A 15,978-nucleotide genomic window follows, 5' to 3' on the forward strand; every position below is an offset into this window, starting at 1 on the left:
ACCCCATCCCGGACAACTCGCTCCGCCCGCCGTCACGGTTTGTAACTCTCTGCCATCCCGGCCGCCCCGCATGAAGAAAGTCACCATTTCCTTCTCGTCGCCGCCACGGTGGCGATCCCCACCACCTCCGCCCCACCCGCCCTCAGCGCCCGTACGGCCTCAGCCGCCGTCGCCCCGCTCGTGATCACGTCGTCCGCCACCACCACCCGGCGCCCCGCCACCCCCACGGCCTCCATCGCCCCCACCAGGTTGGCCGCACGCTCCCCCGCCGAGAGCCCCGCCTGATCGGCCACCCGCCGCCGGTGCCGCAAGGCGTCCGCCGCCTCGACCCGAACCCCGCCCGCCCGCAACACCCGCGCCGCCTCGACCACCATCCGCCGCGTAGCGTCGTACCCCCGCCGCCGCACCGCCCCCCGAGCCGAAGGCACCCCCACCAACCAAACCCCGCCCTGGGCGCTGGGCCGCTGCCACGTGTCCGCCCCGCGCACAGCAGCCAGCCCGCCGGCCCCGCTCAATTCGAGCCAGGCGCCCGGCCCGCACATGCCGCCCGACCCACGCACGGCACCCGCGCCGCACCCAGCGCCCGGCGTACGCACAGCATCCGGCCCACGCACAGCATCCGGCCCACGCATGGCGTCCGGCCCACGCATGGCGTCCGGCCCACACCCCGCATCCGGCCCGCACACTCCGCTCAACTCGTGCCGGGCGCCCGGCCCACGTGAGTCGACCGGCCCGCGCACGGAACCCAGCCTGCGCACGGCATCAGGGCCGCGCGCCGTGCCAGCGCCGCGCGCCGTCTCAGAGCCCCGCGCCATGTCAGGGCCGTGTGGGCCGGCCGGCCCACGGGGGTTGGCTGGGCTGCGCGGGGTCTGGCGCCCGGCTGGGGCAGGGGGCTCGCAGGGTCTCTGCCCGGGCGCCGGGCTCAGGGGCCGGGAGGGCGGGGGCGCGTGGGTTAAGGCGGCTTGGGTGGAACGGGCCAGAGCGGCCCCTAGAGGGGCTGCCAGGGCGGTCCGGCCTCTTTCCTTGTGGGAGACGATCAACGCGCGTACAGGGCCCTCGTAGGGCGCTATGGACCATGGTGGGGGCAGGGCCGGGGGGCTGGGGGTCGGCCAGGAGAGGGTGGGCGGGCCCGAGAGGTGGGCGGCGCAGGGGGCGCAGAGAAGGGTCGGGGCCTGGCCGCAGCCTGCGCAGCGTTCGGGAAGGACCAGGTCGAGCAGCGAAGCGAATAAGCGCATGACTCGACGATGCGGCCCCGAAACGGCGGGTGGAAGGGGTGCGCGGGATTGTGGATAACTAGCGGGGATAGGTGGGGCCGGAGCCCTTGATGTCGCAGGCCCATTCGCTGAACGGGTCGCGGGCGCTGCGCTGGCGGCAGACCTGGTCGCGGTCGCCGGTACGGGTGCCGACCAGGACCGGGGCGTCGGGGGCGGCGGTGATGGTCCAGGCCTCGCCGGACAGGGTGCCGTTGCCGAGGCCGCTGACGGGGGCGCCGCTGACCGGGACCAGGTACGGGAGGATCTGCGCCTCGCCGTGCTGGCGGCCGAGGACGACGAGGTTGCTGTAGTCGCGCCAGGCCAGGTCGCGGGGGTCCTCGAGCTCGGAGCTCACCGGGAGGAACGAGCCGGCGTCGATCTCGCCCTTGGGGCCGTGCGCGATGCGGCCGACCTGGATCTGGGTCTTGCCGTCGACCTTGACGATGGCGGCGGCCCGGACGCCGTCGCGGGCGATGCGGAAGGCCAGGACCTCGCGGCCGCTCAGGCCCCAGATCTTGGCGCGCTGGGGGGCCGCGCCCCGCTGACGGGTCCACAGCCAGGACTTGTCCTTGGTGGTCTCGACGAACCACAGGACGGTGTTGCGGTCCCAGGTGGGCGCGGTGAACGTGGAGCCCTTGGCCTGGTGGTTCAGGAGCGGCGGGCGGACGAGGCCGCCGGAGGTGAGGTCGGCGGTGAGCACCTGGGTGCGGTCGGGGCTCAGGCCCGCGGCCTCGAGGGTGTCGGGAGCGACGGCGGGAACGGTCATCGGCGTGTTGACCGGGGGCGCGTCGCGGACCGTGGTGCCCTGCAGCGTGCTGAGGTGGCCGTTCAGACCGACCAGGTAGGGGGTCTGCTGGATCCGCGGGTCGTTGTTGCCGTCCGGGTCCTTGTCCGACCAGTCGTGAACGGACTGGGTCGAGTCCCCGTCCTCGGGGGCGACGGTCTTGCCGGCGATCTGCAGCCGCCAGTCCTTGATCTCGGAGATCTGGCGGAGGGTCCAGCTGATCTGGGCGGACATGTCGTCGACGTCGCCCTTGGACGCCTCGCGGCTCAGGTTGACGGTGGCGACGTTCTTGTCCTCGTCGACCGAGACGCCGCCGAGCAGGCGCGTTCCGGCGGGGAACGCGCTGGTCACGGCCTGGCTGAGCCAGGGCGTCGGGCCGCCCAGCAGGGCCTGGACGAGCTGGGTCGACAGGCTCTGCCGGTTGGCGTACGGCATGAAGATGCCGTTGGGCACGAGCGTGTCCTTCTCGGGCCCGAAGAAGTAGAGGTTCACCGGCCGGAACGCCTGGTCGACGTCGCTCTTGGTCAGCAGCAGGCTGGTCTGGGCCTCCTGGGGCAGGGCGGTGATGCGCCAGCCCTGCTGACCCCGGCCGAGCGTGAAGACGGCCTGGATGTGCTTGGGGTCGGCCGCGTACTGCCCGGCGGAGGTGATCGTGCCGAGCTGGTTGCCGTACACCCGGACGGTGGCCTGGTTGCCGTTCGACTTCACGATGTCCACGTCGGGGGTGTTCTGGAAGACGGTGACGGCGGGCCGCCCGCCGGGCGTCCAGACCGAGGGGCCGCCCAGGTACTGGCGGGCGACGCGGTGGTCGTCGTCGAAGCTCGCGGACGCCGACAGGAAGCCGCGGACGATGTCGTCGGCGCCCCAGCCGGGGCGCGGCGGCTTGGGGATCAGCCGTACGGTCGGGTCGTCGACCTGCTCGGCGCGGTCCGCGGACTTGCCCGACACGACGCGGCCGCCGGTCGGCACGCTCGCGCAGCCGGCACAGGCCAGCAGGACGGCCGCGGCTCCGGCCAGGGCGGGACGCAGATCGATCATTCGCCGGCCTCCAGCTCCGCGAAGAGGGTCCGGGAGGTGTTCGCGCCCGGCGGTACGAGGGGCAGCGGCGATCCGCGCAGCTCGGCGCCCGCGACGCGCGGCAGCGACAGCCGGAACTGCGAGCCCATGCCCGGCTCGCCCCACGCCTGGAGCCAGCCGCCGTGCAGCTGGGCGTCCTCGCGGGAGATGGACAGGCCCAGGCCCGTTCCGCCGATGGTGCGGGCGCGCGCGGGGTCGGCGCGCCAGAAGCGGTCGAAGACCATCTGGCCCTCGCCGGGCCTCAGGCCGACGCCGTGATCGCGGACGGCCACGGCGACCGCGTCGCGGTCGGCGGCCGCGGACACGATGATGTCCTCGCCCTCGCCGTGCTCCACGGCGTTGAAGAGCAGGTTGCGCAGGATGCGCTCCACCCGGCGGCGGTCCACCTCGGCCATGCACGGCTCGCCCGGCAGCTGCAGAACGATCTTGCTGCCCTTGCGTTCGGCCAGGTTCTGGGTGTCGCCGACCGCGCGCAGCACCAGGTCGCGCACGTCCACCGACTCGGCGTCCAGGGTCGCGGCGCCGGCGTCGTGGCGGCTGATCTCCAGCAGGTCGGCGAGCAGCGACTCGAACCGCTCCAGCTGGCTCTGCAGCAGCTCGGCGGAACGGCCGACGGACGGGTCCTCGAAGGTGTCGCGGTACTCGTAGAGCATGTCCGCGGCGATCCGGATCGTGGTGAGGGGCGTGCGCAGCTCGTGCGAGACGTCCGACACGAACTGCCGCTGGACCTGCGACAGGTCCTCCAGCTCGCCGATCTTCTCCTGCAGGTTGGCGGCCATGTCGTTGAACGAGGTGGCCAGCCGGGCGAGGTCGTCCTCGCCGCGCACCCGCATCCGTTCCTCCAGCCGCCCGGCGGCCAGCCGCTGGGCGCCCTGGGCGGCGAGCCGTACGGGCGTGACGACCTGCCGGGTGACCAGCGAGGCGATCGCGGCGAGCAGCAGGACCAGCACGACGCCGACGCCGACCAGGGTGCGCTGCACGTCGGTCAGCGTCTTCTGCTCCTGGCCGAGCGAGAAGAGGTAGTAGAGCTCGTACTGGCCGACCCTGCCGCCGGCGATGAGGCCGCGCTGCGTGGGCTTGCCGTCGATGTAGCTGAGCTTGCCGTAGGTGTAGGCGCGGGTCGCGGTACCGCTCTGGATCTCGGTCCGCAGCCGGTCGGGCACGCTCTCGGGTCGCAGCCCGTTGGTGGCGAAGCCGTCCACGAACTTGGAGCTGGTGTCGCGGACGAGGACCTCGTACATGCCGGACGGGCCGCTGCGCCGCCTGAGCTCGTTGGCGACGGTCTTCACGCGGTTCGGCGAGGTGTCGGCCGAGTTGGAGGACGAGCCGGAGGCCGCGCCCGGGCCCGTACCGGGGCCCGAGTCCGAGGAGGACGTGGGCGGGGACGAGACCCCGACGGACTCGCGCTGCAGCAGCGACAGGCCCTCCTCCAGCTGGCCCATCGCCGACTTGGTCTTGGTCTCCATCAGCGCCGAGGTGATCTGCTGCTGGAGGAAGACGCCGAGGATCGCGACCACGACGACCGAGATGAACAGCGTCGAGGTGACCACGCGCACCTGGATGGAGCGCCGCCACCGGGCGTAGACGCGGCGGAACGCACGCTGGACGAACCGGCGCAGCCTGCCCAGGGCACGCCGGACCCGGCGCCTGGCGGCCTTCAGGTTGAGGGCGGCGCGGCCAGGCGCCTTCATGGCCGCCATGCCCGCACGCGCGCCGTCCACCGCATCTTCGTCACCGGGGGTCCGAACCTAAGAGAACACGGGGGGAGCCGGCTCAGGCCGGACCGGCCTTGTAGCCGACGCCGCGCACGGTGACGACGATCTCGGGCCGTTCCGGATCCTTCTCGATCTTGGCGCGCAGCCGCTGCACGTGCACGTTCACCAGGCGGGTGTCGGCGGCGTGCCGGTAGCCCCACACCTGCTCCAGCAGCACCTCGCGGGTGAAGACCTGGCGCGGCTTGCGGGCGAGCGCCACGAGCAGGTCGAACTCCAGTGGGGTGAGCGGGATGTGCTTGTCGCCGCGCTTCACCGAGTGGCCGGCGACGTCGATCGTGATGTCGCCGATCAGCAGGGTCTCGGGCGCGGGCTCGTCGGTACGGCGCAGCCGGGCGCGGACTCGCGCGACGAGCTCCTTCGGCTTGAACGGCTTGACGATGTAGTCGTCGGCGCCGGACTCAAGGCCGAGGACCACGTCGACGGTGTCGCTCTTGGCCGTCAGCATGACGATCGGAATGCCGGACTCGGCGCGGATCTGGCGGCACACGTCGATGCCGTCGGCGCCGGGCAGCATAAGGTCGAGCAGCACGAGGTCGGGCCGGGTCTCCCGGAACGCCTCAAGCGCCTTGTCGCCGTCGTGCACGAACGACGGCTCGAAGCCCTCGCCCCTCAGCACGATGCCGAGCATTTCGGCGAGCGCGAGGTCGTCGTCGACGACCAGTACACGTCCTCTCATGGCCCTCATCGCTACAAAGTCGGGGTTCGGTGATGTGAGGTGAGTTGAGACACACCTTGGCGTGCAAGGTTACCCGCGTTTGCCTTGTACATGACCCTCCTGTCCCCCGCGTGCCCGGCAACGGCCGCCATAGAGGCCCCGTAACGCCGTAAAAGAAGGCCGGGATTGTCAACATGGACTCCTGAAAACGCTGTCCGGTTGACCGTGTCGCGTGCGCGGGTCGCAAAAGACGGAGGAGATACGGCACGGGGATCAGGCGCGGGGATCACAAGACGATCAAGACAGCCGGGTCGACATGCCTCGATCGACAATTCGGGCACCGCCCTCGTGACAGGATGACCTGACCAGTCATCGCTCAGGGAGCCAGGAATGCCGGGACCGAACGGGGCCGACCGCGACGCCGCGGCCCTGCTGGGCGGCGACATCCCGTTCCGGCCGATGTCGATCTCGGAGATGCTGGACGGCGCGGTCGCGGGCATCCGCCGCCATCCGCGCGCGACGCTCGGCCTGTCGGTGACGATCACCACGGTGATCCAGATCGCCGGGTCGCTCACCGCGTTCTTCCTGATCGGCGACCAGTCCAAGCGCGAGGTGTCGCCCCTGCCGCTGCTGCGGTCGGTCGGCACGCAGCTCACGCTGGGCATTCTCGGGCTGGTCCTGTCGGCGTACGGGATCGTGCTGCTGTCGGGGTTCCTCGCACCGGTCCTGGCGCGCGGGATCTTCGAGGATCGGCCGACCTCGCTGCGGCAGGCCTGGCGCGACACCCGGCCCCGGCTCGGCCGGCTGGCGGTCGTGGCGCTGGTGGTCATGGGCGTGGCGCTGCTCGGGCTGCTGGTGCCGATCCTGCCGTTCATCCTGCTGGCCGGGGCGGAGGCGCATCCCGCGCTGATCATCCTGGCCGGGCTGATCGGGTTCCCGATCGGCCTCGGGCTGATGATCTGGCTGTACGTCCTGCTGGTGCTGGCCGCGCCCGCCCTGGTGCTGGAACGGCAGAGCATCGGCGGCGCGCTGAAGCGGGCCAGGACGCTGTCGCGCGGGCGCTGGTGGCGCACCTGCGGGACGCTGCTGCTGGCCCTGCTGATCACGGTCTTCATGGGGTTCTTCGCGCTGCGGATCCCGTTCCTGATCGTCGAGCTGTTCTTCGACCACCCGCAGGGCGGCGAGCTGATCGTCGCACTGACGATCGACACGCTGGGCAGGATCGTCAGCTGGACGGTCGTGCTGCCGTTCGACGCGGGCGTGCTCGTGCTGCTCTACCTGGACCGCCGGATGCGCCGCGAGGGGCTCGACCTGGACCTGCGCACCCGCCCGCAGGCCCCCGCCCCCGCCCCCGCGCCCGCCGCCGAGGACGACGCGGCGCCGGAGGGAACGGCGTCCGAGGGCCCTGACGACGACGGCTTCTTCGACCAGTGGCGGCCCAGTCCCCTGATCGAACGCACCCACTTCGGGGCTCCTTATGATCATTGATCCGATCGGCCGGGACGAGGCCCGCGAGCTGGCCAGGCGCGAGCTGGAGAAGCCGATCTACCAGCGCGACAAGCCGTCCTGGCTGGGCCGGTTCTTCGAACGGCTCTCCGACTGGCTGCGCGGGCTGTTCGACCGGGTGTCCACGCCGAACGCGCACGGCAGCACGCCCGGCTGGATCTCCTGGGCGATCATCATCGTGATCGCGCTGGTCGCGGTCGCCCTGGTCCTGTGGGTGATGCGCGGGCGGCGGCTGGCCCGTTCCCGCGCCGAGGCGCTGCTGGACGAGACCCCGTCGACCGCGCGCGACCACCGTTCGGCCGCCGAGGAGTACGCGGCGGCCGGGCGCTGGCCCGAGGCGATCCGGGAACGGCTCCGCGCGATCGCCCGCGATCTCGAGGAACGCGCCATCCTCGGGCCCCGGCCCGGCCGTACGGCCGACGAGCTGGCGGCCGAGGCGGGCGAGGCGCTGCCCGACCTCGCGGACGACCTCCGCGTGGGCGTACGGATCTTCGACGACGTCTGGTACGGCGACCGTCCCGGCACCGCCGACCAGTACGCCGAGCTCACCCGGCTGGACGAACGGGTCCGCGCGACCCGCCCCCGGCCTCTGGAAAGCGAGACCGGCGACGGTGAGGGCGGCGACCGGGAGCCGTCGGACCCGGGCACCGAGCCCTGGGCACCCCCGGTCACGGCCTCGGCCTCGACCCTGGCGGACGGCGGTGACCAGCGGTGACGAGCACGATCACGCCGCCCGCCTCCGGAACGTCCTCAGGCCCCTCTGGTGGGGCTTCCGGGGGCGAGCCGACCGCGCGCCAAGTGGCGGGGCGCCGCTGGCGCGCCTCCCGCGGCGTCATCGGCACGATCCTCGTCCTGATCCTGGTCACGATCGTGATCGCCGCACTGAAGCCGTCGGGCAAGCCGGACGACCTCGACCCGACCTCGGCCTCCCAGGGCGGTACCCGCGCCCTCGCCGAGACCCTCCGCCAGCACGGCACGCCCGTGTCGGTGGCCCGCAACAGCGAGCAGGCCGTTCAGCAGGCGACCTCGACGACCGTCCTGGTGGTCACCCGCCCGGAACGCCTCACCCGCACCGACGTCGACCGCCTCAAGCGCGCAGGCGGGGACGTGCTGCTCGTCGAGCCCAGCCGTGACCTGCTGGACGCGCTGGCACCCGGCGTCCAGGAGGCCGTTCCGACGTTCGAGGCCGCCGACCAGCCCGACTGCACGCTCCCGGCAGCGGTCATGGCCGGATCGGTGGGCTTCGGCGAGGCCCAGCTGTACGAGGCCCCGCCCGGCGCGACGTCCTGCTACAAGTCCGACGGTCTCGGCCGCCTCGTGCAGATCCAGACGGTCGGCGGCCGTACGGTCACCGTGATCGGTTCGGCCGATCCCCTCACCAACAAGAACCTCGCCGACGACGGCAACGCGGCGCTCGCCATGAACCTGGCCGGCGCCCGTTCCTCCGTCGTCTGGCTCATGCCCGATCTCCCCACCGCGGGCGAGGGCGGCGACCGCTCCTTCATGGACCTGGTCCCGTTCGGGGTGAAGCTGTTCGTCCTGCAGTCGCTCGTCGCGGTCGCCCTGCTCGCGCTGTGGCGGTCGCGGCGGCTCGGCCCGGTGGTCGCCGAGGCGCTGCCGGTGGTCGTCCGGTCCAGCGAAACCGTCGAGGGCCGCTCCCGGCTCTACCGCGCCCACCGCGCCAGGGACCGGGCCGCCGACGCGCTGCGCGCCGGTGCGCGGGAACGGCTCGTACCGCTGCTGGGCCTGCCCCGCAGCGCCGCGCAGGACCCGGCCTCCGCCCAGGAGATCGTCACCGCGATCGCCGCCCGCACCACCCACGACGAGGCGACGATCAACGCGGCCCTGTACGGTCCTGAACCCGGGGACGACGTGCAACTGGTGGGGCTCACCGACTTCCTCGACGACCTGGAAAGGCAGGTTCACGACTCGTGAACAACCCTGTAGAGCTCGCCAAGGACGACGACCCGCCCAAGGCGGAGGACGCCCCGGGGACCGTGGAGGGCGCCGCGAGCGCAGCGGGGGCGGCGGAGGCGCGCGCCGCCCTGGCCGCCCTGCGCGCCGAGGTCGGCAAGACCGTCGTCGGCCAGGACTCGGTGGTCACCGGCCTGGTCATCGCGCTGCTGTGCCGCGGCCACGTGCTGCTGGAGGGCGTCCCGGGAACGGCCAAGACGCTGATGATCCGGACGCTGTCGCAGGCGCTCGACCTGGGCTTCAAGCGCGTCCAGTTCACCCCGGACCTCATGCCAGGCGACGTCACCGGCTCGCTGATCTACGACAACCGGACGGCGGAGTTCGAGTTCCGCGAGGGCCCGGTCTTCACCAACCTGCTCCTCGCCGACGAGATCAACCGGACGCCGCCGAAGACCCAGGCCTCGCTCCTGGAGGCCATGGAGGAACGCCAGGTCTCGGTCGAGGGCTCGCCGCGCATGCTGCCCGACCCGTTCGTCGTCTGCGCCACACAGAACCCGATCGAGTACGAGGGCACCTACCCGCTCCCCGAGGCGCAGCTGGACCGGTTCCTGCTGAAGCTGACCGTTCCGGTGCCGTCCCGCGACGACGAGATCGCGATGCTGCAGCGGCACGCCGCCGGGTTCGACCCGCGCGACCTGTCGCAGGTCAACGCGGTCGCGGGCGCCGCCGAGCTGGCCGCGGGCCGTGCCGCCGTACGGACCGTTCACCTGGACCCGAAGGTCGCCGCCTACGTCGTGGACCTGTGCCGCGCGACCCGCCAGTCGCCGTCGCTCGCGCTCGGCGTCTCCCCGCGCGGCGCGACCGCGCTGCTGGCGACCTCGCGCGCCTGGGCGTGGCTGTCGGGCCGCGACTACGTGACGCCCGACGACGTGAAGGCGCTCGCGCGCCCCACCCTGCGGCACCGCGTCCAGCTGCGGCCCGAGGCCGAGCTGGAGGGCGCGACCGCCGACGGCGTGCTGGAGGGCATCCTCGCCCACGTCCCCGCCCCGCGCTGATGGCGCTGACCGGGCGCCTGGCGCTGCTCGCGGCGCTCTGCGCACTGATCCCGATCGTCGCGCCGAGCTGGTGGACGCTGCTCGCGGTCTGGGGCGTGCTGCTGCTCGGCGTCGTGCTCGACCTCGCGCTCGCGGGGAACGTACGGGCGCTGCGCTTTCACCGCAGCGGCGACAAGAACGTGCGGCTCGGTGAGACCGCGCAGGTCGCGCTGACGGTCGAGAACCTCGGCAGCCGCCGCGTCAAGGCGCGGGTGCGCGACGCCTGGCCGCCGAGCGCGCAGGCCACGCCGCGTTCCGTCACGGTGGACGTGCCCGCCGGGGAACGCCGCCGCGTCGACATGACGCTGGTCCCGTCCCGCCGCGGCGACAGCCAGGCGGTCACGGTCACGGTCCGTTCGGTCGGCCCGCTCGGCCTCGCCGCCCGGCAGCTGTCCCGCTCCGCGCCCTGGACCCTGCGCGTGCTCCCCGCGTTCCCGTCCCGCCGCCACCTGCCCGCCAAGCTGGCGCGGCTGCGCGAGCTGACCGGCCAGCACGTCGCGCTGATCCGCGGGCAGGGCACCGAGTTCGACTCGCTGCGCGAGTACGTGGACGGCGACGACGTCCGCTCGATCGACTGGCGGGCCACCGCGCGCCGCGCCGACGTGGTCGTACGGACCTGGCGGCCCGAGCGCGACCGGCGGATCTACCTCGTCCTGGACACCGGCCGCACCTCCGCCGGCCGCGTCGGCGACATCCCCCGGCTGGACTGCTCGATGGACGCCGCGCTGCTGCTCGGCGCGCTGGCCTCCCGCGCCGGCGACCGGGTCGACCTGCTCGCCTACGACCGCCGCGTGCGCGCCCGCGTCGAGGGCTCCTCGCGTACCGAGGTGCTGCCCGCGATGGTGCAGGCCATGGCGCCGCTGGAGCCCGAGCTGATCGAGCTGGACGCGGCCGGGATGGTCTCCACGCTCATGTCCCGCGTACGGCAGCGCTGCCTGGTCGTCCTGCTCACCGAGCTGAACACCGCCGCGATCGAGGAGGGCCTGCTGCCGCTCCTGCCGCAGCTGACCTCCCGGCACCTGCTCATGATCGCCGCCGTGTCCGACCCGCGCGTGGACGAGATGGCCGCCGCCCGCGGCGACCTGCCCGCCGTCTACGACGCCGCCTCCGCCGAACGCGCCCGCGCCGAACGCCGCCGCCTCACCGCCGAGCTCCGCAAGTACGGCGTCGAGGTCGTCGACGCCCCGCCCGAAGAGATCGCCCCCGCCCTCGCCGACGCCTACCTGGCCCTCAAGTCCGCCGGAAGGCTGTGATTTTGGCATTGCCCTCGGCGTCGGGCGCAGAGCGCCCTCCTTCCACGGGCAACGCGGCGATCGCTGGCATCGCGCCCGGCTCGCCTGGCGGCTCGCTCCGCGATCAGTTCCTCGCAGGCTCGGAACTGCCTTCGGACGCGATCGCAACGCTGGAGGTGGGTGGGTGGTGTCTCTAACCGCTGACGGGGGCGAGGTCGGGCTGGTCGGCGGTGTCGCCTGTCTCGCCCTCGCGTGCGGCGCGGCGGCCGAGCACGATGACGTACGTCAGGAAGGCCGACCAGGCGATCACGCCGATGCCGACCCGGAGCCAGGTCGTGTGCACCCAGCCGGTCACGAAGCCCTCGATCAGGCCGGAGACGAACAGGACGCCGACCAGGCCGATGGCGATGCTGATGGTCGCGCGGCCCTCCTCGGCGAGTGCCTGGCCGCGCGTACGGCCGCCGGGGTCGATGACCGTCCAGCCGAGCCGCATGCCCGCCGCGCACGCCAGGTAGACGCCGGTGAGCTCCAGCAGGCCGTGCGGCAGGATCAGCCCGAAGAAGACGTCGCCCTTGCCGTAGGCGAACATCAGCCCGGCCGACAGGCCCAGGTTGGCCTGGTTGGACAGCAGCGCGAAGACCGCCGGGATGCCGAGCAGGATCCCGAAGATCACCGCCATCGCGGACACCCAGGCGTTGTTGATCCAGACCTGGAACGCGAACGAGGACGCCGAGTGCTCGGTGTAGTAGTTGGCGAAGTCGTGCTCGACCAGCTGGCGGGCCTGGTAGTCGCTGAGCAGCGAGGCCTGCACCTCATGGCTGTGCACCACCCAGATCGCCAGGGCCAGCGCGAACAGGTTGCCGACGACCGCGTTCCCCAGCCACCACCAGCGCATCCGGTACGCCGCCGCCGGGAACGAGCGGGTCAGGAAGCGCGAGGCGTCCCGCCACAGCGGCGCCTGCGCTCCCGCCACGGCGGCGCGGCCCCGGGCGACCAGCTGCGACAGCCGGCCGACCAGCATCGGGTCGGGCGAGCTGGACCGCACCACCGACAGGTGGGTCGCGGCCCGCTGGTACAGCTCGACGAGCTCGTCGACCTCGGCGCCCTGGAGCTTACGGCTGTTGTTGATCAGCTGCTCGAGGCGCAGCCACTCGCCGTTATGGGCGGCCACGTAGGCATCGACGTCCACCCGCCGAGGTTAGCGGTTCGACGGACCGACCGGGCAAAATGGACCCCAGACCCGACCCAGGAGGACGCATGGCCGAGCTAGTCACCGGTGAGGCCGTCGCGCTCGAGATCCGGGTCGCGCGGCTGGCCAGCCGGGGCTGCGCCCTCCTGATCGACGTGATGCTCCAGGTGGTCCTGCTCAACTTCGCGATCTACCTGACCAGCCTCACGGCGCTGGTGGCCGACGAGGCGTGGTCGGTCGGGCTCGCGATCCTGGCCACCGCGGCGGTGCTGGTCGGCTACCCGTGCACGTTCGAGACGCTGTCGCGGGGCCGGACGCTGGGCAAGCTGGCGCTCGGGCTGCGCGTGGTGGCCGACGACGGCGGCCCGATCCGGTTCCGGCAGGCGCTCGTACGGGCGTTCGCCGGGGTGCTGGAGTTCTGGATGCTGTACGGGTCGCCCGCGCTGATCGCCTCGCTGTTCAGCAAGCGCGGCAAGCGGCTCGGCGACCTGTTCGCCGGAACGATCGTCATCCAGGAGCGGGTGCCCGCCTCCTCGATCCTCGGCCCGGTCGCGGTGATGCCGCCGCAACTGGCCGGCTGGGCGCGCACGCTGGAGCTGTCGCAGATCTCCGACGAGCTGGCGATGAACGCCCGGCAGTACTTGGCCCGGTTCTGGGACCTGCTTCCTGAGGTGCGCGACGCGCTGGGGCAGCGGCTGGCCGACCAGGTGACGGCCCGGGTGAGCCCGCCTCCGCCGCCGGGGGTGCGCCCGGAGATCCTGCTGTCCGCCGTGATGGCCGAACGCCGCCAGCGCGAGGAATGGCGCCTGGCCCAGCGCCGGGCCCGCCGGATGCGGATCGCAGGCCAGCCCGTCACCATGTGGCAGCCCACCCCCATGGCTGCGGCCATGGCCGTAGCGGGAGGCCCTCCGCAGCAGATGCAGCCCCAGGGCCCGCCCGCTCCTCCCCCGTTCAGCTCCCCTGCCCCTGGGCAGCCCCGTTTCCTGCCGCCTCCCAACTATGGCTCCGGCCCGTACCAGGAAGTCCTGGGCCCGCCCAGGCCACAGGGCCCCTGGCAGGGCCCACCCCAGGGCCCGCCTCAAGGTCCGCCACAGGGGCCACCTCAAGGCCCGCCGCAGGGACCGCCCGGCCGCCCTGGCCCGCCGTATGGCCAGCCCCCACAAGGCCAGCCATACGGCCCGCCTCAGGGACCGCCGCAAGGTCAGCCTTATGGCCCACCGCAGGGCCCGCCCCCGCAATGGCCTCAGCAAGGACCACCCCCGCAAGGCCAGCCGCCCCAGGGACCGCCCTACGGCCCGCCCCAGGGACCGCCTCCGTACGGGCGCCCCTACGGTGAACCACCGCAGGACCGGCGCTAGGCGCGCTGGCCCTGGCTAGAGCTGACGCCCGCATTCGCACGCGAGCGCGCTACCTTCGCCTGGGGGCGACGCCGAAGGCGAGCCTCCAGGCGAAGACGGCGAAGCCGTGTCGGGCTCGCCGCTTTTGCGGTTCGGGCCCGGAGCCGCCAGGCTCCGGGCCCGAGGCCGGAAAAGAATCAAGCACTGCAGTATTGGGCCTGCTTGCCGATGGCGCGGTACGGGCAGTCCGCGTATTCGGTCAGCGTGAGCAGGGCGTTGCGGTTGTTGCTGACGAGGCTGTCGATCTGCGAGGGCGGCGGGTAGAAGCTGCTGCCCGCGAGCTCGACGGTGAACGAGAAGAGCCGCTGGGTGCCCGAACGCTGCGTTCCCCACGTCCAGTCGTCGGTCGTGCCGTCGGTGATGTACAGGTCACTCGACTGTTCGGGCGTGTAGCCGTTGCTCTGGGCCATCTGCGTTCCGATGGTGCGGTGCGTGGCCTCTTCATCGGAGGTCATCGTTCCGGGGACCGTGTTGGAGTAGGTGTAGCCGAACGGCCAGAGCACCAGCTTGGCGTTGGAGTGGATGTCCAGGAACAGCTTCAGCTGCTGCACGCCGTTGACGATGCGGCTGTTGACGAAGTTCATCATGACGTTGGTCTCGGGCGCCGACGCCGCGCTCGGGCCGCGGTAGGTCTCGCTGGACCCGTTGCCCGACGAGCCTCCGCAGCAGCCCCACTTGTAGGGGAAGTTGCGGTTCAGGTCGGTGCCGATGGAGGTGGAGTTCGGCTGGCGGTTCTTGCGCCACATCCGGCCCGGCTGGGTGTCGCTGGTCATGTCGTAGACCTGGCCGTCCGGGTTCATGATCGGGATGATGTAGATCTCCCGGCTGTTCACGATGTCGGTGATGCGGGCCGTGGAGTTGTACTGCTTGGTCAGGATCCCGATCAGGTCGAGCGCCTGCTCGTCGGTGATCCGCTCGCGCGCGTGAATGTTGGCGATGTAGAGCACCTCGGGCTCGGCCTCGTCGGTGTTCACGTTGTCGCTGATCTTCACGCCGACGATGTCGCGGCCCTGGTAGGACTTGCCGAAGACCACCTTCTTGGCGATCTGCGGGTAGTTGGCGACCGTCTGGTCGATCTCCGCCAGCGTCTCGGCGTAGGTGTGGTACGAGGTGGCGGCCAGCCCCGGCACCGGCTTCTCGGCCGGCAGCGCGCTGAGCTTCAGGCCGAGCCGCTTGATCGCGGCGACCTCGGCGGGGATGGCGCTGACCTCCACCGAGCCGTCGTCGCGTACGCGGTCGATCGACGCGCCGGTGCGGGCGAGGCCGGACCGCTGCTGCGGGGTCTTCGCGCCGGTGACGAGGTAGCGGTGCGAACCGGGGTCGGGGGCGGCCTGGGCGATGGGTTGCATCGCCGTGACCATGACGAGCGCCGCGAGCGCGGCGATGAGCGTCGCGAACCTACGGGGGATCACCATGTGCGGGACGATGAACCGGTTCGGGGGTTTTTACAATGGATTCAGTTCCAATCAAAACCGCATTGAAATTTCAGCGGCGCGAACTGAAAACCTCTTAGGCGAGGGCGAGATTCGGCGGTGACTCGAGCTCGGTGAGCTCGATCCCGGGCGCGTCCAGCACCACGTCCCCGGCAAGGTGCACGAACGTCACCTCACCGGTCGCCAGGTCGGTCACCTCGTACCGTTCCACCGGCAGCGGCGCGGTGTCGGTCTCGTGCGTCTCGGTCCCGGCCAGCCGCCAGCGCCACAGCTCGGTCAGCGCCGAGAGCGGCCCGCTCAGCCGTACGAGCCGTACATCGGCCTGCTCGCCCGCCTCCAGCCGCAACGACCGCGCGATCGCGACCAGGAACCCGGGCGACTCCCCCACGAACCCCGCGGCGCGCTCGCCATGCTCGACGGCCTCATCACCGCCGCCGCGCACCCAGGCCAGATCGTGTCCGGTCACCCCGCCGCGCAGCCACCAGTCCGGCACCCGGACCTCGACGCGGATCTGCCGCCAGCGCCCGTCCACGACGAGATCGACCCGCTGGCCGTCGGCGCGTTCACCCACGTACCGCCATCCACCGGGGCCGGGCGCGCACTGGAAGCGCTCCGCGAGCTCCTCCTCCAGATGCAGGTACGTTCCACGCGGCACGCGAAGGACCCTAC

The 15,978-nt window shown here is 72.3% G+C and carries 13 protein-coding genes; 6 read left to right on the forward strand and 7 right to left on the reverse strand.

Annotation, left to right across the window (positions count from 1 at the left end):
- Nucleotides 1-80: 80 nt before the first annotated feature.
- The 4 genes from J4573_RS56075 to mtrA form a co-directional block, all read right to left on the reverse strand.
- Nucleotides 81-428 (reverse strand): ComF family protein, encoded by a 348-nt coding sequence (locus J4573_RS56075; RefSeq protein ID WP_307796637.1) that lies wholly within the window; start codon nucleotides 426-428, stop codon nucleotides 81-83.
- 865 nt (nucleotides 429-1,293) lie between these two features.
- Nucleotides 1,294-3,075: an LpqB family beta-propeller domain-containing protein gene (locus J4573_RS14975; RefSeq protein WP_208256037.1), complete on the reverse strand. Its 1,782-nt coding sequence runs from the start codon at nucleotides 3,073-3,075 to the stop codon at nucleotides 1,294-1,296.
- On the reverse strand, nucleotides 3,072-4,805 hold the full coding sequence (gene mtrB / locus J4573_RS14980) for an MtrAB system histidine kinase MtrB (RefSeq protein WP_208256149.1): 1,734 nt from the start codon (nucleotides 4,803-4,805) through the stop codon (nucleotides 3,072-3,074). The genes J4573_RS14975 and mtrB overlap by 4 nt, the downstream gene beginning before the upstream one ends.
- Nucleotides 4,806-4,887: 82 nt before the next feature.
- Entirely contained in the window at nucleotides 4,888-5,565 is a 678-nt protein-coding gene (gene mtrA, locus J4573_RS14985; protein ID WP_151558308.1) for an MtrAB system response regulator MtrA, read from the reverse strand.
- Nucleotides 5,566-5,934: 369 nt separating this feature from the next.
- On the opposite strand from mtrA, the gene J4573_RS14990 reads away from it, so the two are divergent.
- The 5 genes from J4573_RS14990 (at nucleotide 5,935) to J4573_RS15010 (ending at nucleotide 11,311) form a co-directional block, all read left to right on the forward strand.
- Nucleotides 5,935-7,032 (forward strand): glycerophosphoryl diester phosphodiesterase membrane domain-containing protein, encoded by a 1,098-nt coding sequence (locus J4573_RS14990; RefSeq protein WP_208256038.1) that lies wholly within the window; start codon nucleotides 5,935-5,937, stop codon nucleotides 7,030-7,032.
- Entirely contained in the window at nucleotides 7,022-7,765 is a 744-nt protein-coding gene (locus tag J4573_RS14995) for a DUF4129 domain-containing protein (protein ID WP_208256039.1), read from the forward strand. The genes J4573_RS14990 and J4573_RS14995 overlap by 11 nt, the downstream gene beginning before the upstream one ends.
- Nucleotides 7,762-8,985 carry a DUF4350 domain-containing protein gene (locus J4573_RS15000; protein ID WP_307796638.1) on the forward strand — a complete coding sequence of 408 codons (1,224 nt, stop codon included), beginning with the start codon at nucleotides 7,762-7,764 and terminating at the stop codon, nucleotides 8,983-8,985. The genes J4573_RS14995 and J4573_RS15000 overlap by 4 nt, the downstream gene beginning before the upstream one ends.
- A gap of 62 nt (nucleotides 8,986-9,047) precedes the next feature.
- Nucleotides 9,048-10,019 (forward strand): AAA family ATPase, encoded by a 972-nt coding sequence (locus J4573_RS15005; protein ID WP_208256151.1) that lies wholly within the window; start codon nucleotides 9,048-9,050, stop codon nucleotides 10,017-10,019.
- Nucleotides 10,019-11,311, forward strand: a complete 1,293-nt coding sequence (locus J4573_RS15010) for a DUF58 domain-containing protein (protein ID WP_208256040.1) — start codon at nucleotides 10,019-10,021, stop codon at nucleotides 11,309-11,311. Before J4573_RS15005 ends, J4573_RS15010 begins: the two co-directional genes overlap by 1 nt.
- A 172-nt stretch (nucleotides 11,312-11,483) precedes the next feature.
- Here J4573_RS15010 and J4573_RS15015 read toward each other — a convergent pair whose 3' ends face one another.
- Nucleotides 11,484-12,479 carry a stage II sporulation protein M gene (locus tag J4573_RS15015; protein ID WP_208256041.1) on the reverse strand — a complete coding sequence of 332 codons (996 nt, stop codon included), beginning with the start codon at nucleotides 12,477-12,479 and terminating at the stop codon, nucleotides 11,484-11,486.
- A gap of 68 nt (nucleotides 12,480-12,547) precedes the next feature.
- Between J4573_RS15015 and J4573_RS55300 the strand changes: the two genes are divergently transcribed.
- On the forward strand, nucleotides 12,548-13,837 hold the full coding sequence (locus J4573_RS55300; protein WP_279575465.1) for an RDD family protein: 1,290 nt from the start codon (nucleotides 12,548-12,550) through the stop codon (nucleotides 13,835-13,837).
- Between the two features lie 176 nt (nucleotides 13,838-14,013).
- Here the strand turns inward: J4573_RS55300 and J4573_RS15025 are convergent, their stop codons facing one another.
- A complete protein-coding gene (locus tag J4573_RS15025; protein WP_208256042.1) occupies nucleotides 14,014-15,291 on the reverse strand; it encodes a M14 family metallopeptidase in 1,278 nt (425 codons plus the stop codon).
- Nucleotides 15,292-15,385: 94 nt separating this feature from the next.
- A complete protein-coding gene (locus tag J4573_RS15030; protein WP_208256043.1) occupies nucleotides 15,386-15,964 on the reverse strand; it encodes a hypothetical protein in 579 nt (192 codons plus the stop codon).
- Between the last annotated feature and the right edge of the window lie 14 nt (nucleotides 15,965-15,978).

This window comes from Actinomadura barringtoniae, from assembly GCF_017573505.1.
Lineage (GTDB): Bacteria > Actinomycetota > Actinomycetes > Streptosporangiales > Streptosporangiaceae > Spirillospora > Spirillospora barringtoniae.